Origin of the sequence: Paraburkholderia sp. GAS334 (assembly GCF_050436625.1) — a bacterium.
GTDB lineage: Bacteria > Pseudomonadota > Gammaproteobacteria > Burkholderiales > Burkholderiaceae > Paraburkholderia.
Map to the genome: position 1 here is coordinate 46,741 of NZ_JBNDMO010000010.1, position 22,700 is coordinate 69,440.

The 22,700-nt window shown below is 63.6% G+C and carries 15 protein-coding genes; 9 read left to right on the forward strand and 6 right to left on the reverse strand.

Annotation, left to right across the window (positions count from 1 at the left end):
- Window positions 1-4: 4 nt before the first annotated feature.
- Both P3T21_RS19455 and P3T21_RS19460 read left to right on the forward strand, forming a co-directional pair.
- Complete coding sequence (locus P3T21_RS19455) at window positions 5-2,581, forward strand: [protein-PII] uridylyltransferase (protein WP_429257582.1); 2,577 nt, start codon at window positions 5-7, stop codon at window positions 2,579-2,581.
- A 6-nt stretch (window positions 2,582-2,587) separates the two neighbouring features.
- A complete protein-coding gene (locus P3T21_RS19460; RefSeq protein WP_429257583.1) occupies window positions 2,588-4,363 on the forward strand; it encodes a pseudouridine synthase in 1,776 nt (591 codons plus the stop codon).
- A 121-nt stretch (window positions 4,364-4,484) separates the two neighbouring features.
- Here the strand turns inward: P3T21_RS19460 and def are convergent, their stop codons facing one another.
- The 5 genes from def to P3T21_RS19485 all read right to left on the reverse strand — a co-directional run bounded on the left by def (window position 4,485) and on the right by P3T21_RS19485 (window position 13,491).
- A complete protein-coding gene (gene def / locus P3T21_RS19465) occupies window positions 4,485-5,018 on the reverse strand; it encodes a peptide deformylase (protein WP_429257584.1) in 534 nt (177 codons plus the stop codon).
- Complete coding sequence (ligA, locus tag P3T21_RS19470) at window positions 5,015-7,066, reverse strand: NAD-dependent DNA ligase LigA (RefSeq protein WP_429257585.1); 2,052 nt, start codon at window positions 7,064-7,066, stop codon at window positions 5,015-5,017. The genes def and ligA overlap by 4 nt, the downstream gene beginning before the upstream one ends.
- 443 nt (window positions 7,067-7,509) lie before the next feature.
- Window positions 7,510-8,754, reverse strand: a complete 1,245-nt coding sequence (locus P3T21_RS19475) for a cell division protein ZipA C-terminal FtsZ-binding domain-containing protein (protein WP_429257586.1) — start codon at window positions 8,752-8,754, stop codon at window positions 7,510-7,512.
- A gap of 117 nt (window positions 8,755-8,871) precedes the next feature.
- A complete protein-coding gene (smc, locus tag P3T21_RS19480) occupies window positions 8,872-12,390 on the reverse strand; it encodes a chromosome segregation protein SMC (RefSeq protein ID WP_429257587.1) in 3,519 nt (1,172 codons plus the stop codon).
- Window positions 12,391-12,537: 147 nt separating this feature from the next.
- On the reverse strand, window positions 12,538-13,491 hold the full coding sequence (locus P3T21_RS19485; protein WP_429257588.1) for a DMT family transporter: 954 nt from the start codon (window positions 13,489-13,491) through the stop codon (window positions 12,538-12,540).
- Between the two features lie 290 nt (window positions 13,492-13,781).
- On the opposite strand from P3T21_RS19485, the gene dapC reads away from it, so the two are divergent.
- The 6 genes from dapC to cls all read left to right on the forward strand — a co-directional run bounded on the left by dapC (window position 13,782) and on the right by cls (window position 20,016).
- Window positions 13,782-14,999 (forward strand): succinyldiaminopimelate transaminase, encoded by a 1,218-nt coding sequence (gene dapC / locus P3T21_RS19490; protein WP_429257589.1) that lies wholly within the window; start codon window positions 13,782-13,784, stop codon window positions 14,997-14,999.
- 68 nt (window positions 15,000-15,067) lie between these two features.
- A complete protein-coding gene (gene dapD / locus P3T21_RS19495) occupies window positions 15,068-15,895 on the forward strand; it encodes a 2,3,4,5-tetrahydropyridine-2,6-dicarboxylate N-succinyltransferase (protein ID WP_429257590.1) in 828 nt (275 codons plus the stop codon).
- Entirely contained in the window at window positions 15,895-16,260 is a 366-nt protein-coding gene (locus P3T21_RS19500) for an ArsC family reductase (RefSeq protein ID WP_429257591.1), read from the forward strand. The genes dapD and P3T21_RS19500 overlap by 1 nt, the downstream gene beginning before the upstream one ends.
- A 101-nt stretch (window positions 16,261-16,361) precedes the next feature.
- Window positions 16,362-17,501, forward strand: coding sequence for a succinyl-diaminopimelate desuccinylase (gene dapE, locus P3T21_RS19505; protein WP_429257592.1), 1,140 nt, complete (start codon window positions 16,362-16,364; stop codon window positions 17,499-17,501).
- 13 nt (window positions 17,502-17,514) lie between these two features.
- Window positions 17,515-18,399 (forward strand): 50S ribosomal protein L3 N(5)-glutamine methyltransferase, encoded by an 885-nt coding sequence (gene prmB, locus P3T21_RS19510; RefSeq protein WP_429257593.1) that lies wholly within the window; start codon window positions 17,515-17,517, stop codon window positions 18,397-18,399.
- 168 nt (window positions 18,400-18,567) lie between these two features.
- Window positions 18,568-20,016: a cardiolipin synthase gene (cls, locus tag P3T21_RS19515; protein ID WP_429257594.1), complete on the forward strand. Its 1,449-nt coding sequence runs from the start codon at window positions 18,568-18,570 to the stop codon at window positions 20,014-20,016.
- A gap of 84 nt (window positions 20,017-20,100) precedes the next feature.
- Here cls and P3T21_RS19520 read toward each other — a convergent pair whose 3' ends face one another.
- The gene (locus tag P3T21_RS19520) at window positions 20,101-20,580 is read right to left on the reverse strand and encodes a glutathione peroxidase (protein WP_429257595.1); all 480 of its coding nucleotides are present in this window, start codon (window positions 20,578-20,580) and stop codon (window positions 20,101-20,103) included.
- Between the two features lie 122 nt (window positions 20,581-20,702).
- On the opposite strand from P3T21_RS19520, the gene P3T21_RS19525 reads away from it, so the two are divergent.
- Window positions 20,703-22,643: an ATP-binding cassette domain-containing protein gene (locus P3T21_RS19525; protein WP_429257596.1), complete on the forward strand. Its 1,941-nt coding sequence runs from the start codon at window positions 20,703-20,705 to the stop codon at window positions 22,641-22,643.
- Window positions 22,644-22,700: the final 57 nt, after the last annotated feature.

Below are 22,700 nucleotides of genomic sequence, written 5' to 3' on the forward strand. Positions count from 1 at the left end.
GCCCATGAGTGTTCCAGCTGTCGCGCTAACCCATGCCTCGTCGCTGAGAGCGGATTACAAGGTGGCAAAAGCCTCATTACTGGAACGTTTCCGGTCAGCGACCAACGTCGACTCGCTGATGCGTGCGCTCACGCGCCTCACGGACAGCGCGCTCGTCGGCGCGTGGAATGCCTGTGAGCTGCCGGAATCGCTCGCGCTTGTCGCGGTCGGCGGCTTTGGACGCGGCGAACTGGCGCCGCACTCGGATATCGACATCCTCGTCCTCCTTCCCGACGAGCCTCTGCTGCATCTGGAATCACGCATCGAGCGCTTTATCGGTCTTGCGTGGGATCTGGGCCTGGAACTCGGCAGCAGCGTGCGCACGGTCTCGCAATGCATCGACGAAGCCGCGAACGACGTCACGGTGCGCACGGCGCTGCTCGAAGCGCGTCGGATCACCGGCAGCGCCCCGCTCTTCGAGCAGTTCGCGCAGCGTTATCGCAATGCACTCGATCCGCGCGCGTTCTTCCAGGCAAAAGTGCTGGAGATGCGTCAGCGTCACGCCCGCTTCCAGGACACCCCGTACGCGCTCGAACCGAACATCAAGGAAAGCCCCGGCGGGCTGCGCGATCTGCAATTGATCCTGTGGATCACGCAGGCGGCACAGTTCGGCAGCAGCTGGCGCGAACTCGACGCGCGCGGGCTGATCACCGAGCGCGAAGCGCGTGAACTGCGCCGCAACGAAGGTTTTCTGAAGACGCTGCGCGCCCGGCTGCACATGATCGCCGGCCGTCGCCAGGACATTCTGGTGTTCGACCTGCAGAATCCAGTCGCCGAAAGCTTCGGCTACAAGGCGACTGCTACAAAGCGCGCCAGCGAGCAGTTGATGCGCCGCTACTACTGGGCCGCGAAGGCCGTCACGCAGCTGGCGACGATCCTGATCCAGAACATCGAAGCGCAGCTTTTCCCTAACACGAGCAACGTTACGCGGGTATTGTCCGATCGCTTCGTCGAGAAACAGGGCATGCTCGAGATCGCATCCGACGACGTCTTTGAGCGCGAGCCGAATGCGATCCTTGAAGCCTTTTTGCTGTATGAGGAAACGCCTGGCGTGAAGGGCCTGTCCGCGCGGACACTCCGCGCGCTCTACAACGCCCGCGACGTGATGGACCAGCACTGGCGGCGCGATCCCGAAAACCGGCGTCTCTTCCTCGACATCCTGAAGCAGCCGGCCGGCGTGACGCATGCGCTGCGTCTGATGAACCAGACCAGCGTGCTCGGACGCTACCTGCTGAACTTCCGCCGTATCGTCGGGCAGATGCAGCACGACCTGTATCACGTCTATACGGTCGACCAGCACATCCTGATGGTGCTGCGCAATCTGCGTCGCTTCTCCGTCGCCGAGCATGCGCACGAATATCCGTTCTGCAGCCAGCTGATCGCAAATTTCGAGCGGCCGTACGTGCTCTACGTGGCGGCGCTGTTCCACGATATCGCGAAGGGCCGCGGCGGCGACCATTCGACGCTCGGCATGGCCGATGCGCGCCGCTTCTGTCGCGACCACGGCATCGCGGGCGACGACGGTGAACTCATCGTGTGGCTGGTCCAGCATCACCTGACAATGAGTCAGGTCGCGCAGAAGCAGGACACGAGCGATCCGGAAGTGATCAAGCAGTTCGCCGGACTGGTCGGTTCGGAACGATGGTTGACAGCGCTTTATCTGCTGACGGTCTCCGATATTCGGGGCACGAGTCCGAAGGTCTGGAACGCGTGGAAAGGCAAGCTGCTGGAGGACCTGTATCGTGCGACGCTTGCCGTGCTCGGCGGCGCGCGTCCGGATGCGCATTCAGAACTGAAGTCGCGGCAGGAGCAGGCGCTCGCGCTGCTGCGCCTGGAAACTGTTCCGGAAAACGCCCAGCGGGCGCTGTGGGACCAGCTCGACGTCGGCTACTTCCTGCGTCATGACGCCGCCGACATCGCCTGGCAAACGCGTGTGCTGCACCGGCATGTCGAGACACCCACGCCGATCGTCCGCGCCCGGCCATCGCCGATCGGCGAAGGGCTACAGGTGCTCGTGTATGTGAAGGACCGCCCTGACCTGTTCGCCGCGATCTGCGCATACTTCGACCGCAATGCACTGTCGGTGCTGGATTCGCGGGTCAGTACGACGCGCCACGGGTACGCGCTGGACAACTTCCTCGTCGCACATACCGAGGAAGACGTGCATTATCGCGATATTGCCAATCTGGTGGAGCAGCAGCTGAGCGCCCGCCTGTCGGGTGAAGGGCCCTTGCTGCCGGAACCGTCGAAGGGACGTCTTTCGCGTCTGTCGCGGACCTTCCCTGTTACGCCGCGCGTCGACCTTCGGGCCGACGAGCGCGGCCAGTACTACATCCTGTCCGTGTCGGCGAACGACCGGCCAGGCCTTCTTTATTCGATCGCGCGCGTGCTGGCGGAACATCGGGTCGGCGTCCATGCGGCGCGGATCAATACGCTCGGCGAACGCGTCGAGGACGTGTTCCTGCTGGACGGCCATGGCCTCTCGGACAACCGCCTGCAAATCCAGGTCGAGACCGAACTGCTGCGCGCGATTGCAGTGTGAGATTTCATGCGAGTCAAACTGACAGCCAAGCACCCGCGGCCGGCCACTGCCGACCGGGCCCCCGTTCGTTCCGGCAGCGCCGCGGCGCGTAGCAAATCGAAGCCGGTCGGACCCAAGCCGACATCCATGCTAGGTAAGCGCGGCAAGGATGACGCAGGCGGTGGCGCGCGTCGTGGCGGGCCGCCATCGGAAGGCGCCGCGAAGCGTCCTTTTGCCGGAGCGGGCGCGGCCGGCGGTAAGCGCGCACCGGGCGCCGGAGGGCGGCCTTCTGCGGGTGCGCGGCCAGCGCGACCGGAGGGCGCGGCAACGCGCGAACGATCGGGCAGCGGCGAGCGTAGCGAACGGCGACCTGCAGGCGACCGTCCGCCGCGTCGTGAGGGCTCTGCTGGCGCACCGCGGCGTGCTGACGGTGATCGTCCGGCTCGCTCGTTCGACGCGGGGCGTGAACGTGGAGAACGTGCACCGCGTCGGGCTGAAGGTGACCGCACGGGTGGTGAGCGTGCGCCGCGCCGTTTCGAGGGCGACCGCCCAGCACGCGCACCGCGCGAAGAAGGCGCGCGCCGGCCCTACGGCGCCGCGCCGCGTCGTACCGATGACTCGAAGCGTCCGTTCTCTGCCCGCCCGACCCGTACGGCGGACGCCGGAGGAGCGCGTGACGACCGTCCGCCGCGTCGCGATCGGGACGATACTCGCGAACGCACCGACACCGCGCGCCCACGCTTCGGAGCCGACCGTGGCGCGCCCGGTGCACGACGCGATTCCGATCGTCCAGCACGCCGGGACGCGGCTAGCCGCTCCGGCGGCGAACGCCCCGCATTCCCGAAAGAACGCAATGGGACTACGGATCGCGGCCAGCGCGGCGAGCGGACTTTCGCGAAGCCGGTAAAAGGCGGCTTCACCGACCGCTCGGAGCGCCCGGCGCGCGAAGACCGGCCGGCACGCCGCGCGACATCCGGTGAAGCCAGACCGCCGCGTGCCGCCGAACCGCGCGCTCACGCGACAGAACATCATCACGACGATCAGCCGGGCTCGCTGCGTCTGTCGAAACGCATGTCGGAACTCGGTTTGTGTTCGCGACGCGAAGCCGACGAGTGGATCGAAAAAGGCTGGGTGATTGTGGACGGCATCAGGATCGACACGCTCGGCACAAAGGTGCGCCCCGAGCAGCACATCGAGATTGATCCGGCCGCTCAGGCCGCGCAGGCGAAACAGGTGACGATTCTGCTGCACAAGCCGGTCGGTTTTGTCTCAGGTCAGGCTGAGGACGGCTATCTGCCGGCCGTCACGCTTGTCACACCTGATAACCACTGGGACGGCGACCGCTCCGGCATTCGCTTTTCAGCGACGCAGCTGCGCGCGCTCGCACCCGCCGGACGTCTCGACATCGACTCCACCGGCCTGCTGGTGCTGACGCAGGATGGCCGCATCGCCAAGCAGCTGATCGGCGAAAACTCGGATATCGACAAGGAGTATCTGGTGCGTGTGACTTACGGCGACCAGACGACCGACATTGATCAAAACTTCCCGCCGGAAAGTCTCGCGAAGTTGCGTCACGGCCTGTCGCTGGACGACGTCCCGCTCAAGCCCGCAATGGTCAGCTGGCAAAACGGCGAGCAACTGCGGTTTGTTCTGCGCGAAGGCAAGAAACGGCAGATCCGGCGCATGTGCGAACTGGTGGGCCTCGACGTCGTCGGATTGAAGCGCGTGAGAATGGGCCGTGTACAGCTCGGCGCATTGCCGCAGGGCCAATGGCGCTATCTGGACGCTGAAGAGTCGTTCTGAACGGCGAAACAGTGTGAGAACGCCCGCCGTTGCACGGTAAGTCCGACACGCAAAAACGCCCGCAATCTGAACTGCGGGCGTTTTTTATTGTGCTTCACGTCCCGTTCCCGGCGACGGGAGCTCACTCGTCGCTGCCTGGATCGAGCTCGGGAAACAGCACCTCGGTGAAACCAAACTTCGAGAAGTCGGTAATCCGCATCGGATAGAGTTTGCCAATCAGATGGTCGCATTCGTGCTGAACGACGCGCGCGTGAAAGCCTTCCGCGACGCGGTCGATCGGTTTGCCGAACTGATCGAAACCCTGATACCGGATCATCGAGAACCGGCTCACGGCGCCGCGCAGCCCCGGCACAGACAGACAACCTTCCCAGCCCTCTTCCATGTCCTGCGACACCGGCGCAATAGTCGGATTGATCAGCACCGTTTCCGGCACGGAGGGCGCGTCCGGGTAACGTTCGTTATGCCCGAAACCGAAGATCACAACCTGCAGATCGATGCCAATCTGCGGTGCGGCGAGCCCGGCGCCGTTCGCATCGTGCATCGTGTCGAACATGTCCTTCACGAGGACGTGCAGGTCGGGGGTGTTGAAACGATCGACTGGTGCGGCGATGCGAAGAAGACGTGGATCGCCCATCTTGAGGATTTCACGGATCATGTCGAGTGCCCCTCCAGGAGCTTGCGCATACCATCTTCGTCGAGTACAGGAACGCCGAGTTCCTCTGCCTTCGCGAGCTTGCTACCCGCCTCGGCGCCGGCGACCACGTAGTCAGTCTTCTTCGATACCGAGCCGGCCACTTTCGCGCCAGCCGCCTCCAGCATTTCTTTCGCCTCGTCGCGTGCAAGCGTGGGCAGCGTGCCCGTCAGCACGACGGTCTTGCCGGCCAGCACGCCCTGCGGCGCCTTCGGCGCCGGCGGCCCTTCCGGCCACGTGACCCGCCCCGGTGCGCGCAACTGGTCGATTACCGTTCTGTTGTGCTCTTCGGCAAAGAACTGATGAAGCGCATCGGCGACCACCGGGCCGACGTCGTTGACCTCGAGCAGTTCATCGACCGAGGCGTTCATGATCGGATCGAGCGAGCCAAAATGCTTCGCCAGATCCTTCGCGGTCGATTCGCCGACGTGCCGGATTCCCAGCGCATAGATAAAACGGGTGAGCGTGGTGTGCCTCGCTTTCTCCAGCGAATCCAGCAGGTTTTGCGCGGACTTGTCGGCGAAGCGGTCAAGCGCGGCCAGGGTCGAGAAACCCAGACCGAACAGATCAGCGGGCGTGCGAACCAGATTCTGCTCAACAAGCTGATCGATGATCTTTTCACCCAGGCCGTCGATATCCAGTGCACGGCGTTGAGCGAAGTGCCACAGCGCCTGCTTTCGCTGAGCCGGACAGAAGAGGCCGCCCGTACAGCGCGCAATCGCTTCGTCCGGCAGACGCTCGATCGCGGAACCGCAGACAGGGCAATGCGTCGGCATCACAAATTCGCGTGCATCGGGCGGCCGCCGGTCGACCAGCGCGCTCACGACTTCGGGGATCACGTCGCCCGCGCGGCGCACGATGACGGTATCGCCGATCCGGATGTCCTTGCGGCGCACCTCGTCTTCGTTGTGCAACGTCGCGTTGGTCACCGTCGCGCCGCCAACGAAAACCGGCTCCAGTCGGGCAACCGGTGTAATGGCGCCCGTGCGTCCGACCTGCACATCGATAGCCACGAGTTTCGTCAGCGCTTCCTGCGCCGGGAACTTGTGCGCGAGCGCGAAGCGTGGCGCCCGCGACACGAAGCCGAGCCGATCCTGCTCATCGCGATTGTTGACCTTGTAGACGACGCCGTCGATGTCGTACGGCAGACCGTCCCGCTTCTCTCCGACAGCGCGAAAGAACGCCAGCAATCCCTCGACGCCTTTGACCACAGCCCGCTCTCCGTTGACGGGCAGGCCGAGTTCGCTATACCAGTCGAGAAGCGCGCTGTGCGTCGCGGGCATTTCGACGCCTTCAAGTACACCAATTCCGTACGCGAAGAATGACAGCGGGCGTTGTGCAGTGATTTTTGGGTCGAGCTGACGCAGGCTGCCGGCCGCGGCGTTTCGCGGATTCGCGAACTCGCGTTGCTCCGCTTCCCGCTGCCGCGCATTCAGCCGTTCAAAGTCGCGGCGAAACATCAGCACCTCCCCACGCACGTCCAGTACCGCCGGAACGCGTTTGCCCTTCAGCGTGAGGGGAATCGAGCGGACGGTGCGAATGTTTTCGGTGACGTCCTCGCCGGTTTCGCCGTCTCCACGCGTCGACGCCTGCACAAAGCGGCCTTCGACATATCGCAGCGAAATGGCAAGACCGTCGAACTTGAGTTCGCACGCGTAATCGACAGGTGCCTTGCCGAGCGTGTCGGACACACGCTTGTCGAACGCGACAATGTCTTCATCCGCAAAGCCGTTGTTCAGCGACAGCATAGGCATTGAATGCACAACGGGTTCGAAGCCACGCGCGACCTCGCCGCCGACACGCTGCGTTGGCGAATCGGGCGTGACCAGATCCGGATGATCAGACTCGACCTGCTGCAACGCCTTGAAGAGCCGATCGTATTCGGCGTCCGGCAGGTCTGGCTGGTCGAGCACATAGTACGCATGGTTCGCGCGTTCAAGTTCGGCGCGCAACCATGTGGCCCGCTCGGCCGGCGAAGTGGTTGCGGGATCAGGGGCGGAAGTTCGAGCCATGCTGGGGAAGGGTTCTCAGAATAATCTCAGACGCCAGATTATCGCAGGAAGCGTCCGTCGTGGCATCGTCCGAATGGCCGGCTTTGTGCATATGCAGCAGCCACCCTCGCCGTCCTCCTGGCCGCTCGGCTAACGTGCACTCCGCTGCGTTGACAGGTGCACCGCGCAATGCGAATTTGATGACCGCAGCACTATCTCGCGCCAGACGCCTGGCGCATCGATTGCGGGAGAAGTCGTGTCTATTCAGGTAGCGCGAGCGGCAATCCCCGCAAGGCAATGGCGCACCACGGTTTCCACGGACAGGACGGCGCCGTGATTGCCGCGATCAAGGCATGGATCAGCGGAGCGACATGGCCGAAGGAGGTAAAGTGACGAACAGACCGCTGCTGCGCGACCCGTCAACGGTATCGCGCAGCAGGGTAAAGAAACGGCTTGCCGGGAAATTACTGGCTGAAGAGACGTCGTGTGGCTGCGGAGCCCGCCGGAATACCCGCCTGTTCAAGCCGGGCATACAGCGTCATCAACTGCTTCTCGATTGCGAGCAGCGCGCTTTCCGGCAGCGGACGGCGCTGATCGTCGACGACCCGCGCGCCGATACGCTCGGACAGCGATTTCGCGTAATCGCACATCAGGCGGAACGGCAGGATGTCCTCGTCGGCGACAGGCACGTCGAGCACCAGCGTGATCATCTGGCCGCCCTTGTACGTGAGGTCGTCGCGCAGGAAATTCGTGTCGCCGAACTGAAGCATGAACACCGGGCTCTGCTTCGAATCGAGCTTGACGAAACGCGTGCCGTCGCGCGACAGCAGCAGGCCATCCTGCGAAGCCACGGCCTGCACGTAGTTCGCGGACCACGGCGCGCCGTCGGACATCACGTTGATCGACAGTTGCGCGTCGCACTGCGCGGCGAAACCATCGAGCTCGCGCGCCATTGCGACCGTTTCGAGCATGTCGGGGAATTCCGGCGAAGCGTCGATCGCGTCTGCAAACTGCTGCACGCCCGTCACGAATTCCGAGAACTCCAGTTCGTTGAGCGGGCCACTGCGATTCGCCAGCTGTGCCGCCGCGCGCAGTTCCTCGTAGCGGGCGCCACTTTGCAACAACTCCCACGCGCCGCCGCCCTCAGGCTTGCCTTCGATGTGTACCGGCTTGCTGCCCGCGCGTCGCAGACGCTGGGCGAGCGGAATCACCTTGTCGCCAGCAACGGGGCCGGCAGGACGGATCGGCACGATGCAATCGATGCGACGATCCACGATGGCCGGCGGAGCCGACGAAATCGTCGTGGCAGCCGGAAGAATCGGCTCGACGGGTTCCCGTCCGGCAGCGCCAGAGGTGTCCGCATCGCCCGGTTCAGGGTAGCCGTTCGGCGTCGTTGCTTCAGCCTGGATGTCGACCGGGGTGTCGAGCGGCGCTACGCCCGCTCCACCAAAACTCGGTTCGACGCGGGATGCCGACGCCGCGTCAGCCGAATCGCCGAGCGAGGGCTCACGGCGTGTGGTCGAGCGTGCGGGTTCGATGAACGGGCTCTGTTCCTGTTCGTCGTCGCGCGCGATGTTTTCGGTGGCTTCGGTCGGCATGGATCGCGGCATCCGGCGGCGCACCTTCGCGCCCTGCCACGCGTTGTAGACCACCACTCCCCCGACCACCACGGCGCCAGCGCCGATCAAACCGAGTGTCAACTCGTCCATGCATGCTCCATCAGCAATTCTTTTATCTGCGATGCAGCCAGCCGCGCCTGCCCCGCGCGGCCAGAAGCCGCTGCGTGGCGTGCAGGCGCGCGCCGCCTGCTCGAATCATTCTTCTGGTCAAACAATATTCTGTGCAAAGCCCGCGGCCGATTCCATGTCGACCGCGACGATCCGCGACACGCCCTGCTCCTGCATGGTCACACCGATCAGTTGCTGCGCCATTTCCATCGCGATCTTGTTGTGCGAGATGAAGAGGAACTGCGTCTTGGCCGACATTGCGCGCACCAGGTTCGCGAAGCGTTCGGTGTTCGCGTCGTCGAGCGGCGCGTCCACTTCGTCCAGCAGACAGAACGGCGCCGGGTTCAGCTGGAACATCGCGAACACGAGCGCCGTGGCCGTCAGCGCCTTTTCACCCCCCGACAGCAGATGAATGGTCGAATTCTTCTTGCCTGGCGGTTGCGCCATCACCTGGACACCCGCGTCGAGAATTTCGTCGCCCGTCATGATGAGCTTCGCCTGACCGCCACCGAACAGACGCGGGAACAGCTCGCCGAAGTGTCTGTTGACTTCGTCGAACGTGCCCTGCAGCAGCGTGCGGGTTTCCTGGTCGATCTTGCGGATCGCGTCTTCGAGCGTTTCGATCGCGTTGTTCAGGTCGGCCGACTGCGCGTCGAGGAACGTCTTGCGTTCGCTCGCCGCCTTCAGTTCATCGAGCGCGGCCATGTTCACCGGCCCGAGCGCCGTGATTGCATTGTTCAGGCGAGTGACTTCGCCCTGCAGATACGACGGCTTCATGTCCGGCGTGAGCTTCGCCTGCAACTCGGCTTCGTCGACGCCCGCCGCAGCAAGCTGTTCGACGAACTGCTCGCCGTTCAGGCGCGCCGCCTGTTCCTTCAACTGCAGCTCGGTGATGCGGTCGCGCAGCGGTTGCAATGCACGCTCTGCGGTCAGACGGGTTTCGTCGGCCGCACGCAGTTTCGCGGTCAGGTCGTCGAGTTCGAGACGTGCAGCGTGCAGCGATTCCTCCTTCACTGCGCGCACTTCGAGCGCGCCCTGGAGGCCGGTGTGCGCCGTCTGCTCGTTGATCGTTTCCAGTTCGGCGCGTGCATCTTCAAGCGATGCCGCGACGCGCTCGCTCTGTTCGTGCGCAACCTGGATGCTGCGTTTCAACTCATCGATGCGGTTCGCCATGTTGCGCGCGGCGAAGCGCGCGTCGGTGGCGGCGCGGTCGAGATCGCGCGATTGCGCGCGTGCGACAGTCAGTGCTTCGTCAAGCGCTTCGAACGCAAGCTGGTTGTCTTCGAAACGTGCCTGCAGTTCGGCCAGCTGCGTATCGTGACGTTCGAAATTCGCTTCAGACTCGCCACGCAACGCACGCTGCTCTTCGATCTGCGCGGTGATTTCTTCCAGTTCCTCGCGGATCTGCGTGCTGCGCTGCGTGTAGCGCTCGTGCGCCTGCGTCAGCTTGAGCACATCCATCTGCAAGGCGTGCACGCGCTGCGTCGCGCGCTCGGCCTGCGAGCGCACGTCGGACAGCGTCTGCGATGCCTGCGTATGCGCGGCTTCTGCGCGGATCGCGGCAGCCCTGGCTTCGTCGGCGAGAAGCGCCTGCGCTCGCACCTGACGCGTCAGGTTTTCGATTTCCTGTTGACGGGCCAGCATGCCGGCCTGTTCGGAATCGGCCGCGTAGAGTTGCACGCCGACCCGTGTCACCACGTGCCCGGCCTTGACGACAAACGTGCCGCCTGCCGGCAATTGCGAGCGCATGGCCAGCGCCTGTGCGAGGTCGTCTGCAACGAACGCCTGACCGAGCCAGTCGTTGAGCACCGCGCGCAAACCTGCATCGTCGATACGGACGAGCGACAGCAGCGGGCGCAACGTCGCCGGCACGTCGGCCGGCTGACCGGCGAGAGGCGGTGCGTAGAACGCGAGCTTGGCCGGCGGCGCATCGGTCGCGAATGCCTTGACCCAGTCGAGATTCGATACTTCGAGCGCGGCCAGGCGTTCACGCAACACCGATTCGAGCGCCGTTTCCCAGCCCGCCTCGACGTGCAGTTTCTTCCACAGACGCGGCAATGCACTCAACTCGTGTTTGTCGAGCCAGGGCTGGATCTTGCCCTCGGTCTGCACATTCTCCTGAAGCTGCTTCAGCGCAGAAAGCCGCGCTTCGAGCTGGTGAATCTGCGCGCTTTCCGCCTGCACGCGCTCCTGCGCAGCACGACGTTCGCCATCGAGACGCGGCAACGTTTCCTGCGCATCCGCATGACGTGCCTGCGCTTCGCTCAGGATTTCCTCGTGTTCGGCAAGCTGCATGCGCTGCTCTTCGAGCTGCGCCTCGTCCGGCGCGTCAAGGCCGCCCGCTTCCTGCTTCAGGCGCTCATGACGCTGCTGCAGCTGCTGCAACTGCTGGTCGGCATTGCGTTGATGTGCGGCTTCGAGCTTCAACGCCTGCTCGGTCTGCGCGATGCCGCCGCGCTCTTCGTTCAGCTGCGTCTGCGCATCGCGCCAGCGGGCTTCGAGCGCCGGCATTGCGTCGTGTTTCGCGGCCGCTTCGTCTTCCGCGACTGCGGCCTTTTCTTCCGCGACCGCCAGCTGTTCTTCCGCGTCTTCGAGGTCGCCCTGCGCTTTCTCAGCCTGCGACTGCCACTGCTCGCGCTGCGCGGTCAGCGCAGCGATCTGCGCCTGGACGCGGTTGCGCGATTCGACGATGAAGCGGATTTCCGCTTCGAGACGGCTGACTTCGGCGTTCGCCTCGTAGAGCGCGCCTTGCGCGCCCTGCATCGCATCGCTGGCGGAGTAATGCGCGACGCGCAGCGTTTCCAGTTGCGCTTCGACTTCGCGCAGCTTCGCGGTGTGGGCTTCGAGATCGATCTGGGCCTGCTCGATAGCGCGCTGCTGGCGTTCCTGCTCGCTGCCAGCCTCGTTCTTGCGCAACAGCCACAGCAGGCGCTGCTTCTCTTCGCCGTCGGCCTGCAATTCCTTGAACTTCGTTGCGACAACCGCCTGTGCTTCGAGCTTTTCGAGGTTCGAGCCCAGTTCGCGGACGATGTCCTCAACACGCGTCAGATTCTCGCGCGTGTCATGCAAACGGCTTTCCGTCTCGCGGCGGCGTTCCTTGTACTTCGACACGCCCGCGGCTTCTTCGAGGAACACACGCAACTCTTCGGGCTTCGCCTCGATGATCCGCGCGATCATGCCCTGCCCGATGATCGCGTACGCACGCGGACCGAGCCCGGTGCCGAGGAAGATGTCCTGGATGTCGCGCCGGCGGGCCGGCAGATTGTTGATGTAGTAGCTCGATGTACCGTCGCGCGTCAGCACACGCTTGACGGCGATCTCGGCATACTGACCCCACTGCCCGGCGGCACGGCCGTCGGCATTGTCGAAGATGAGTTCGACACTGGCGCGGCTACCCGGCTTGCGCGCCGTCGAGCCGTTGAAGATCACGTCCTGCATCGATTCGCCGCGCAGTTCGGAGGCGCGCGATTCGCCGAGCACCCAGCGCACGGCATCGATGATGTTGGATTTGCCGCAACCGTTCGGACCCACCACGCCAACGAGCTGGCCTGGAACCTGGAAATGCGTGGGGTCGACGAATGATTTGAAGCCAGCGAGTTTGATCGAGGTCAGACGCACGGCGATATCGCTGATTGAAAAGGGAAAATTGAATCGGACCGCCCGGCTCCCGGCACCATCTGCGAACATCGCGAAACGGTACGCGGGACCTCCGCGGTACTCGCGCCGAAGGCACGCGGTCAAGCGCGCCCCGGCAGGCAGAGGCAATCATACCATCGCGCGTTCTCGATCCTGGCGGTCCTGGTCTGGGTGCGGGCCGATTTCGGGCTTTGCCTTCGTGCGATGCACCCAGCTCGAGAGCGCAGAGGCCAGCACGATGCATGCACCGCCTGCCCATTCGCGCGGACCGGGCGTCTCGCCAGCGAAGAGCCATGCCGATAGCGCCGTAATCACGATCTCAAACAGCATGATGATCGACGCGCGGTTAGCCGGTACGCGCGACAAGCCGTATTGCACGAGCATATTGTTGGACCCGAGCACGAAGCCCAGACCGAGCACGAGCAAAGCGGCCGTGGCCAGATGCGAGCCCGCAGGCGGCGCGGGCATCGCTTCAAAAAACGACGCGAACGAACTGAATATCGCCGCGCCGCCGAAGATCGTCGCCGTCCGCATCTCCGGCTTCATGTCGGGGAGCACGCGGCTTGCCTTCAGGATCAGCACGTTGCTCATCGCGAAGCCCATGCCGCCAGCCAGCCCTGCCCATTCGGCCAGGTTGCCCGGTACTGGAATGCCAAGTTGCGGCGACCACAGCATCATCATTGCGCCCGCCAGCGACAGCGCGGCCAGCGCCGCCCCTGACCACGTCAGCCGTTCGTGCAGGATGAAATGCGCGAAGAGCGCAGTCCACGCGGGTGTGAGATAGAACAGCAGCAGCACGCGCATGACTTCGCCGTGGATCGAGCCCCATACGAAGCCGAGGTTCGTCACACCCGCCGCAAGCGCCAGTGCGGGGAGCAGCCAGTGCCACTTGATGGTCGCGATCGCGCGACGGCGCAAAATCAGCACGAAGAGACACCCGGCGCCGCTCGTCAGGGCGCTTGCCGCCGTGCCGGTCACGCCAAGCGCGGCCAGCATGCGCAGCGGATACCAGATCAGGCCCCAGACCGATGCGCCCATCATGATCGCGAGCGTCGGCCAGCCGTTGCGAAGCCAGTTATTCATCGTCCGTTACCCAACGTGGTGCCTGCCGCGCCCGTCCAGCCGGCCCGCCTTCCGTCGATCCGCCTTTCGCCGAACCGCCTTTCACTGTTTACCGCTCGCATCCCGCCTCCTGTCTGGCCCGGCCGCCAGGGCTTCCGCCCTGCTGCCCGCCGCGCGCCGTGGGCCCGGAGCCTCTGTGGCACGCTATAATCCAATGCTCGCCGCCGGTCGCTACTTCCCGCTGCCCAGGATGTCGCCGCGCGCCGCCTTCATCTGTGTTTGTCCGTCTTCGATCAGGCTCGATCCGCCCAGTGAACCCGCTACTCGACTCCCTCCAGCCCTATCCGTTCGAAAAGCTGCGTGCGCTTTTCAAGGACGTCACGCCGCCCGCCAGTCTCGTCCATATCAGCTTCGGCATCGGCGAGCCCAAACATCCGACGCCTGCGCTGATCCGCGATGCTGTCATCGAATCGCTCGGCGGCCTGGCGTCGTACCCGGCGACGCTCGGTTCGGAAGCGCTGCGCGAGTCGATCGCGCGCTGGGTCACCCAGCGCTACAGCCTGCCCGCAGTCAATCCGCTGACTGAGGTGCTACCCGTCGCCGGCTCGCGCGAGGCGCTCTTCGCGCTTGCGCAGACCGTGATCGATCCGTCGAAAAAGGTCGATGGCAAGCCTGCGATCGTACTCTGTCCGAACCCGTTCTATCAAATCTATGAGGGCGCGGCGCTGCTGGCCGGCGCGCAGCCGTACTTCGCGAACAGCGATCCGGCGCGCAACTTTGCTTGCGATTACGCAGCGATTCCTGAAGATATCTGGGCGCGCACGCAGCTGCTGTACGTGTGCTCGCCGGGCAATCCGACAGGCGCGGTGCTGACGCTCGACGACTGGCGGGAACTGTTCGCGCTGTCGGACCTTTACGGCTTCGTGATCGCGTCCGACGAATGCTATTCGGAGATCTATTTCGACGAAGCGACGCCGCCACTGGGCGGTCTCGAAGCTGCGCACAGGCTGGGCCGCGGTTTTGAGCGTCTGGTCATGCTTTCGAGCCTGTCGAAGCGCTCGAACGTGCCGGGCATGCGCTCGGGCTTCGTCGCGGGCGACGCCGCCATCCTGAAGCAGTTCCTTCTGTACCGGACGTACCACGGCACGGCGCTCTCGACGGTCTACCAGACGGCCAGCATTGCCGCGTGGAACGACGAGGCGCACGTGCGCGAAAACCGCGCGAAGTACGTGCAGAAGTTCTCGACCGTGACGCCGATGCTCGCCGATGTGCTCGAAGTGCGCCTGCCGGACGCCGCGTTCTACCTGTGGGCCGACGTATCGCGCACTGGCCTTTCGGATACTGACTTCGCCCAGCGCCTGTACGCCGACTATAATGTGACCGTTCTGCCCGGATCGTTCCTGGCGCGCACCGCGCAAGGCACGAACCCCGGCCGCAATTTCGTGCGCCTCGCGCTCGTCGCCGGCGTCGACGAATGCACGGAAGGCGCACAGCGGATCGTCGACTTTTGCCGTTCACTGGCGCGATAACGCGTCGAAAACCGCTACACGCCGGCGCCGCCCTCTCCACCGACTTCAACTCTTCAGAAATCACGAACATGTCGCAACAACTTCAGCAGATCATCGATAACGCCTGGGAAAACCGCGCCGGGCTGTCACCGAAGGCCGCGCCCGCCGAAGTGCGTGAAGCCGTCTCGCACGCCATCGAGCAGCTCGATAAGGGCACGCTGCGCGTCGCCGAAAAGAAGGATGGCGACTGGACCGTCAATCAATGGCTGAAGAAAGCGGTGCTGCTGTCGTTCCGCCTGGAAGACAACGTGCCGCAACCGGCCGGCGGATACTCGCAGTTCTACGACAAGGTGCCGTCGAAGTTCGCGAACTACACCGCTGAAGATTTCGCTGCCGGCGGCTTTCGCGTCGTGCCGCCCGCCATCGCGCGCCGCGGCTCGTTCATCGCGAAGAACGTCGTGTTGATGCCGTCGTACGTGAACATCGGCGCTTATGTCGACGAAGGCACGATGGTCGATACGTGGGCCACCGTCGGCTCATGCGCGCAGATCGGCAAGAATGTGCACCTGTCGGGCGGCGTTGGCATCGGCGGCGTGCTGGAGCCGCTTCAGGCAAACCCGGTCATCATCGAAGACAACTGCTTTATCGGCGCGCGCTCGGAAGTCGTGGAAGGCGTGATCGTCGAAGAGAACTCAGTGATCTCGATGGGCGTGTACCTCGGCCAGAGCACGAAGATTTATGACCGCGAAACCGGCGAAGTCACGTATGGCCGCATTCCGGCGGGCTCGGTGGTCGTGGCGGGCAACCTGCCTTCGAAAGACGGTTCGCACAGCCTCTACTGCGCCGTGATCGTCAAGAAAGTCGACGCAAAGACGCGCGCGAAGGTCGGCCTCAACGAGCTGCTGCGAGGCGATTGATGGCTCGCGCCAACAAGACCGTCGTCTACGGCATCCCGAACTGCGACACCGTGAAGAAAGCCCGCGTGTGGCTGGAAGAACATAGCGTCGAGTTCGAGTTTCACGACTTCAAGAAAGCGGGCGTTACGGCGCCGCTCGTGCAGGACTGGCTGAAGGACGTGTCGCTCGACACGTTGCTGAACCGTCGCGGCACGACGTGGCGCGCGCTGTCGGACAGCATGAAGGCGGCTGCCGATACCGAAGCCGGTGCGATCGCGTTGATGATCCACAAGCCGTCGGTGATCAGGCGGCCGGTGGTGGTCGTGAACGGACGGGTCAAGACACTCGGCTTTTCAGAGGAACAGTACGAGACGCTGTTTGGCTAGTCGTCGGCGCGGCTGACCGACATCCACGTCATCGTTCTGCAAAAGATTGTTGCCGGCGTGCGCGCCGGCATTTTTTCATCTCAGGTGGTTAGTACCCAAACATGTCCGGCACACTTGCCCTTACTGAACAGTTGATCGCGCGCGCATCCGTCACGCCCGACGACCAGCATTGCCAGAACCTGCTGATCGGGCGCCTGTCGGCGATCGGCTTCGTCTGCGAGACGATCGAATCGCACGGCGTCACGAACCTGTGGGCCGTGAAACGCGGCATCGACGGCACCGATGGCAAACTGCTCGCCTTCGCCGGCCACACGGATGTCGTGCCGACCGGCCCGCTGGAACAATGGACGTCGCTGCCGTTCGAGCCGACGCATCGCGACGGCAAGCTGTACGGTCGCGGCGCCGCCGACATGAAAACGTCGATCGCCGGTTTCGTGGTGGCGAGCGAGGAATTCGTCGCGGCGCATCCGGAACATCGCGGATCGATCGCCTTCCTCATCACGAGCGACGAGGAAGGTCCGGCCACCGACGGCACGATCAAGGTCGTCGAAGCGCTGCAGGCGCGGGGCGAGCGGATGGACTACTGCATCGTCGGCGAACCGACGTCGAGCGAAACGCTCGGCGACATGGTCAAGAATGGCCGGCGTGGCTCGATGTCCGGCAAGCTCGTTGTGAAAGGCGTGCAGGGCCACATTGCCTATCCGCATCTGGCGAAGAATCCGGTGCACCTGCTCGCGCCCGCGCTGGCCGAACTGGTCGCCGAGCGCTGGGACGACGGCAACGAGTATTTCCCGCCCACTACGTGGCAGGTATCGAACATCCACAGTGGCACGGGCGCAAGCAACGTGATCCCAGGTCATGCCGACGTGCTGTTCAACTTCCGCTTTTCGACGGCAAGCACGGTCGAGGGATTGCAGCGCCGCGTGCACGCGATTCTCGATAAACACGGGCTCGAATACGACCTGAAGTGGACCGTCAGCGGCCTGCCGTTCCTTACGCCGCGCGGTGATCTCTCGAACGCACTGGCAAAGGCGATCAGCGACGAAACCGGCGTCACCACCGAACTGTCGACGACAGGCGGTACGTCCGACGGCCGTTTCATCGCGCGCATCTGCGAACAGGTTGTCGAATTCGGACCGCCGAACGGCAGCATCCACAAGATCGACGAACACATCGAAGTTGCATTCATCGAACCGCTCAAAAACGTGTATCGCCGTGTGCTCGAACAACTAGTCGCCTGACCAGGGACCCAACATGACGCTTCCGTTTTCCACTGTCCGCGACCTGCTGCGTTTCGCGGTCTCGCGCTTCAATCAGGCCGAACTCTCGTTCGGGCATGGGTCCGCCAATGCCTATGACGAAGCCGCCTATCTGATCCTGCACTCGCTGCATCTGCCGCTCGATCTGCTCGATCCGTTTCTGGACGCGAAGCTGACCACGCCCGAGATCGAGACGATTCTGCGCGTAATCGAAAGGCGCGCCACCGAACGCGTGCCGGCCGCGTACATCACGCAGGAAGCGTGGATGCACGGGTTCCGCTTTCACGTCGACGAGCGTGTGATCGTGCCGCGCTCGTTTATCGGCGAGCTGCTGCAGGACGGTCTGCAACCGTACGTCGACGATCCCGAGCAGGTTGGCGCCGTGCTCGAGTTGTGCACGGGATCGGCGAGCCTCGCGATCCTGGCCGCCCACGCGTTTCCGAATGCGGACATCGATGCCGTCGACCTGTCCGGCCCGGCGCTCGAAGTCGCGACGAAGAACGTGCAGGAGTATGAGCTTGACGACCGCATCGCGCTCTTCGAAGGCGATCTGTTCGCGCCGTTGCCCGAGCGTCGCTATGACGTGATCATCACGAATCCCCCGTATGTGAACGCGGAGTCGATGGCGTCACTGCCCGCCGAGTACAAACACGAACCCGAGATGGCGCTTGCAGGCGGTGTCGACGGCATGGACATTGTCCGTCGCATCATCACCGAGGCGCGCAACTGGCTCACCGATGAAGGCGTACTCGTCGTCGAAATCGGCAACGAGCGGGCGAACGTCGAAGCAGCGTTTGGCGGCCTGGATCTCGTGTGGCTGTCGACGAGCGCCGGCGACGACAACGTGTTCCTGATCCAGGCATCCGATCTTCCGTCCTGACGATCTTGCTTTAGACCTGCGATACGGTCGGTCGCCCGCCCCCTTTGCGACCGGCCGGAGTCAAAACGAATGCAACGAACCCGACCAGCTATCGGCCGGGTTCGGTAAGATGGCGGGATTACCCTCGACGCTGCGCCTCACGCGCCACCGGGAATATTTCGGACGCTTATGCAATTCGACCTGCTTCACGTCGGCAGTCTGGTCGCCCTCGCTCACGTGCTGGGCGTGATCGCCGCGTGCCACGCCATTCTCTATACCCGCACCTCGCAGGGCGCGATTGCCTGGGCAGTATCGCTCGTGGCGATGCCTTATTTCACACTGGTGCCTTACCTGTTTCTTGGCCGCAGCAAATTCCGTGGCTATGCGGACGCACGCCGGCTCGAAAACGAATCGCTTCGCACGCTCGCCCATCCACCCGCATGGGATACGCGGGCCTCTTCAGGCGGACGGCCCACCGATGAACTCGGCCATCGAGTGATCCGTTCGTTGACGCGTCTCGGGGGCATGCCGTTTCTGCCGGGCAACACGGTCCGCACACTCGTGAACGGCGAAGCGACGTTCGCTGCGATCCTCGAGGCGATCGAAGGCGCGCAGAGATATGTGATCGTTCAGTTCTTCATCGTGCGCGCCGACGCGCTCGGTGAAATGCTGAAAGACGCCCTGCTCGCAAAGGCCGCGCAAGGCGTACGTATCTACTTTCTCTACGACAGCATTGGCAGTTTCGATCTGCCGCATCGGTATACATCGGAGTTGCGTGCCGGTGGAGTCGAGGTGCATCCGTTCGCGACAAACCGGAAATTCGTCAACCGCTTCCAGCTCAATTTCCGGAACCACCGGAAGATCGTGGTCGTCGACGGTGAGTGCGCGTTTGTTGGCGGACACAATGTGGGTGTCGAGTATCTCGGAGGCCATCCGCCGCTCTCCCCCTGGCGCGATACGCATATCGAGGTACGCGGGCCGGCGGTCGCGAGCATCCAGTTCGTGTTCACCGAAGACTGGTACTGGGCGACGCAGCAGCTTCCCGACTTCGACTTGCCCTCGATCGACGCCATCAGCGCCACCGACGAAGGCATGCACTGCCTCGTCATCCCGAGCGGCCCCGCCGACAGGCAGGAAACCTGCTCGCTCTTTTTCGTCGAGGCGATCAACGCGGCGCAGGAGCGCATCTGGATCACCACGCCGTATCTCGTTCCGGACGAAGCGGTGTTCGCCGCGTTGCGACTTGCGGCCATGCGCGGCGTCGACGTAAGGATCCTGATCCCTTGCCGGCGCGACCATATCGTCGTCTTCGAGGCGTCGAAGCTGTACGCGTACGACGCCGTAAGGGCTGGCGTGCGGATCTTCCGCTATCGGCCGGGCTTTCTCCACCAGAAGGTCGTGCTGATCGACAGCGTCGCGGCGGCGGTGGGCAGTGCGAACCTGGATAACCGCTCGTTCCGGTTGAACTTCGAGATCATGGTGATGACGGTCGACCGCAGGTTCGCGGCCGAAGTCGAAGTCATGCTGATGAGAGACTTCCAGAATTCGTTCGAGATCAACCGGGACGAATACCGAAAGGCTCCCGCACTCCGCCGGGTCGCCATGCATGTGGCGAGACTGTTCTCGCCAGTGCTGTAGCTTCGCGCGGTTCCGAAGCGGCGCGTCAAGGCGCCGGCCGGCAAACGGATACCTCGACGCGCCGCAGCGGAGCGCCACAAAGGCCTAAAGCGCTTTCTCGATATCGTCAGTGATCGATTCAGGCTTCGTCAACGGCGCATAGCGTTTCAGAACCGTACCGTCGCGCCCGACCAGAAACTTGGTGAAATTCCACTTGATGGCTTCGAGCCCCAGGAGACCAGGCGCTTCGCCGGTCAGATACTTGTAGAGCGGATGTGCATCTGCGCCGTTCACGTCGATCTTGTCGAACATCTGGAACGACACGCCGTAGTTCTTTTCGCAGAAGGTACCGATCTGGGCGGCATCGCCCGGCTCCTGTTTACCAAACTGGTTGCACGGGAAGCCCAACACCTCGAGCCCGCGCGAGGCGTACTCATCCTGCAGTTTCTGCAGCCCGGCATACTGCGGCGTGAACCCGCACTCGCTGGCCGTGTTGACGATCAGCAATACCTTGCCCTGATAGCGGTCCAGCCCGATTGTGTCGCCACCGAGCGTACGCGCGGAAAACGTGTAGATCGAAGTCATGTGCTCTCCCCGGAAAGCACTCAGTCTAAGCTAAATGCTCTTTCGCGACATCTGGCCGAACGGCCGATGCCTCCATTTTCCCGCGCGGTCTAGAATAGCGTTTTTTCCCAGCCGGCCATCCTGTGATTCGCTTCAACCAGTTCACCCTCGCGCGCGGCACCAAGCCGCTTTTTGAACAGACCTCGTTCACCCTTAACCCCGGCGAGAAAGCGGGGCTCGTGGGTGCAAATGGCGCGGGCAAATCCACGCTGTTTGCCGTGCTGCGCGGCGAACTGCACGCGGACGGCGGCGATTTCTCGATGCCGCCTTCGTGGCAGATTGCACATGTCGCACAGGAAACGCCGGCAGCAGACAAAACCGCCCTCGCCTACACACTCGATGGTGACGCAGCATTGCGCGAGATTGAAGCGCGCATCGCCGCGGCCTCGGCCGCCCATGACGGCGCCGCCGAAGGCGAAGCGCACGCAGCCTTTGCCGACGCCGACGGCTACACCGCGCCCGCCCGTGCAGAAGCGCTACTGCTCGGCCTCGGCTTCACGCTCGAACAGACGCGCGAGCAGGTCGGCAGCTTCTCCGGCGGCTGGCGGATGCGTCTGAATCTTGCACAGGCGCTCATGTGCCGTTCCGATCTGCTGCTGCTCGACGAACCGACGAACCACCTGGACCTCGATGCGATCGTGTGGCTCGAAGACTGGCTGCACCGTTATCCAGGCACGCTGATCGTGATTTCGCACGATCGCGAGTTTCTGGATTCCGTCTGCAACGTCACGCTGCATCTGGAACAACAGCAGATCAAGCGCTACGGCGGCAATTACTCGCAGTTCGAAATCCTGCGGGCACAGCAGCTCGCGTTGCAGCAGAGCGCATATGAGAAGCAGCAGAAAACCGTCGAACATCTCCAGAGCTACATCAACCGTTTCAAGGCGCAGGCCACCAAGGCGCGCCAGGCCCAGAGCCGGGTGAAGGCGCTCGAAAGAATGGAGCTGATCGCGCCGGCGCACGCGTCGTCGCCATTTACGTTCGAGTTCCGCACGCCCGATTCGGCGCCGAACCCGATGATGGTGATGGAGGACGTCCGCTGCGGTTACCGCACCGAAGAGAACACCGAGATCCCGATCGTCCAGCATGTGAAGTTGTCGATCCAGAACGGTCAGCGCATCGGTCTGCTCGGCGCAAACGGTCAGGGCAAGTCGACGCTCATCAAGACGCTTGCCGGCACGCTCGAGGCGCTGGGTGGGCACGTGCGCGAAGGCAAAGGCCTGCGCATCGGCTACTTCGCGCAGCACCAGCTGGAAACGCTCCGGCCAGACGATTCGCCATTGCGGCATCTCGCCCGGCTCGCACCCGATACGCGCGAACAGGAACTGCGCGACTTCCTTGGCGGTTTTAATTTTTCCGGCGATATGGCGACGGCCGCGATCGCGCCGTTTTCAGGCGGTGAAAAGGCGCGCCTCGCCCTTGCGCTGATCATCTGGCAAAAGCCCAACCTGCTGCTGCTCGACGAACCGACGAACCACCTTGACCTCGAAACGCGTCACGCGCTGACCATGGCGCTCGCGCAGTTCGAGGGCACGCTGATCCTCGTCTCGCACGATCGCCACCTGCTGCGCGCCACCACCGATCAGTTCATGCTTGTCGCGAAGCATCGGTTGCAACCGTTCGACGGCGATCTGGACGACTATCGCGACTGGCTACTGCAGCACGCCGCCGACCAGCGCGCCGCCGCGAAAGCCAGCAATGGCGCAGGCAGTACTGAATCTGCCGCGGATTCGGCCGTTAACCGTAAGGAGCAGCGCCGTCTTGAAGCGGAAACACGGCAAAAGCTTTCACATCTGAAAAAGCCGCTGCAGTCGCGCATTACGAAGATCGAAAAGGAAATGGATATGCTGAACACGGAAAAAGCGACGCTCGACGCGCTCGTCGCCGATCCAGCCAGCTATGAGCCTGAGCAGAAACCAAAACTGACGGATGCGATCCGTCGTCAGGCGGAAGTCACTACACGCCTCGAAACGCTCGAAGCCGAATGGCTCGAAAAGCACGAGGAACTCGAACAAATCGGCTAGCGGCGCTCAGACTGAGACCGCGCCGGCATCGATGAGAGGTTGGCCTTGTCGTCTCCC

What these genes read in the sequence shown, in the direction of transcription:
- P3T21_RS19455 (WP_429257582.1), top strand. Translation starts at nt 5, where the DNA reads ATGAGTGTTCCAGCTGTCGCGCTAACCCATGCCTCGTCGCTGAGAGCG.
- P3T21_RS19460 (WP_429257583.1), top strand. Translation starts at nt 2,588, where the DNA reads ATGCGAGTCAAACTGACAGCCAAGCACCCGCGGCCGGCCACTGCCGAC.
- def (WP_429257584.1), bottom strand. Translation starts at nt 5,018, where the DNA reads ATGATCCGTGAAATCCTCAAGATGGGCGATCCACGTCTTCTTCGCATC.
- ligA (WP_429257585.1), bottom strand. Translation starts at nt 7,066, where the DNA reads ATGGCTCGAACTTCCGCCCCTGATCCCGCAACCACTTCGCCGGCCGAG.
- P3T21_RS19475 (WP_429257586.1), bottom strand. Translation starts at nt 8,754, where the DNA reads ATGGACGAGTTGACACTCGGTTTGATCGGCGCTGGCGCCGTGGTGGTC.
- P3T21_RS19485 (WP_429257588.1), bottom strand. Translation starts at nt 13,491, where the DNA reads ATGAATAACTGGCTTCGCAACGGCTGGCCGACGCTCGCGATCATGATG.
- dapD (WP_429257590.1), top strand. Translation starts at nt 15,068, where the DNA reads ATGTCGCAACAACTTCAGCAGATCATCGATAACGCCTGGGAAAACCGC.
- P3T21_RS19500 (WP_429257591.1), top strand. Translation starts at nt 15,895, where the DNA reads ATGGCTCGCGCCAACAAGACCGTCGTCTACGGCATCCCGAACTGCGAC.
- dapE (WP_429257592.1), top strand. Translation starts at nt 16,362, where the DNA reads ATGTCCGGCACACTTGCCCTTACTGAACAGTTGATCGCGCGCGCATCC.
- prmB (WP_429257593.1), top strand. Translation starts at nt 17,515, where the DNA reads ATGACGCTTCCGTTTTCCACTGTCCGCGACCTGCTGCGTTTCGCGGTC.
- cls (WP_429257594.1), top strand. Translation starts at nt 18,568, where the DNA reads ATGCAATTCGACCTGCTTCACGTCGGCAGTCTGGTCGCCCTCGCTCAC.
- P3T21_RS19520 (WP_429257595.1), bottom strand. Translation starts at nt 20,580, where the DNA reads ATGACTTCGATCTACACGTTTTCCGCGCGTACGCTCGGTGGCGACACA.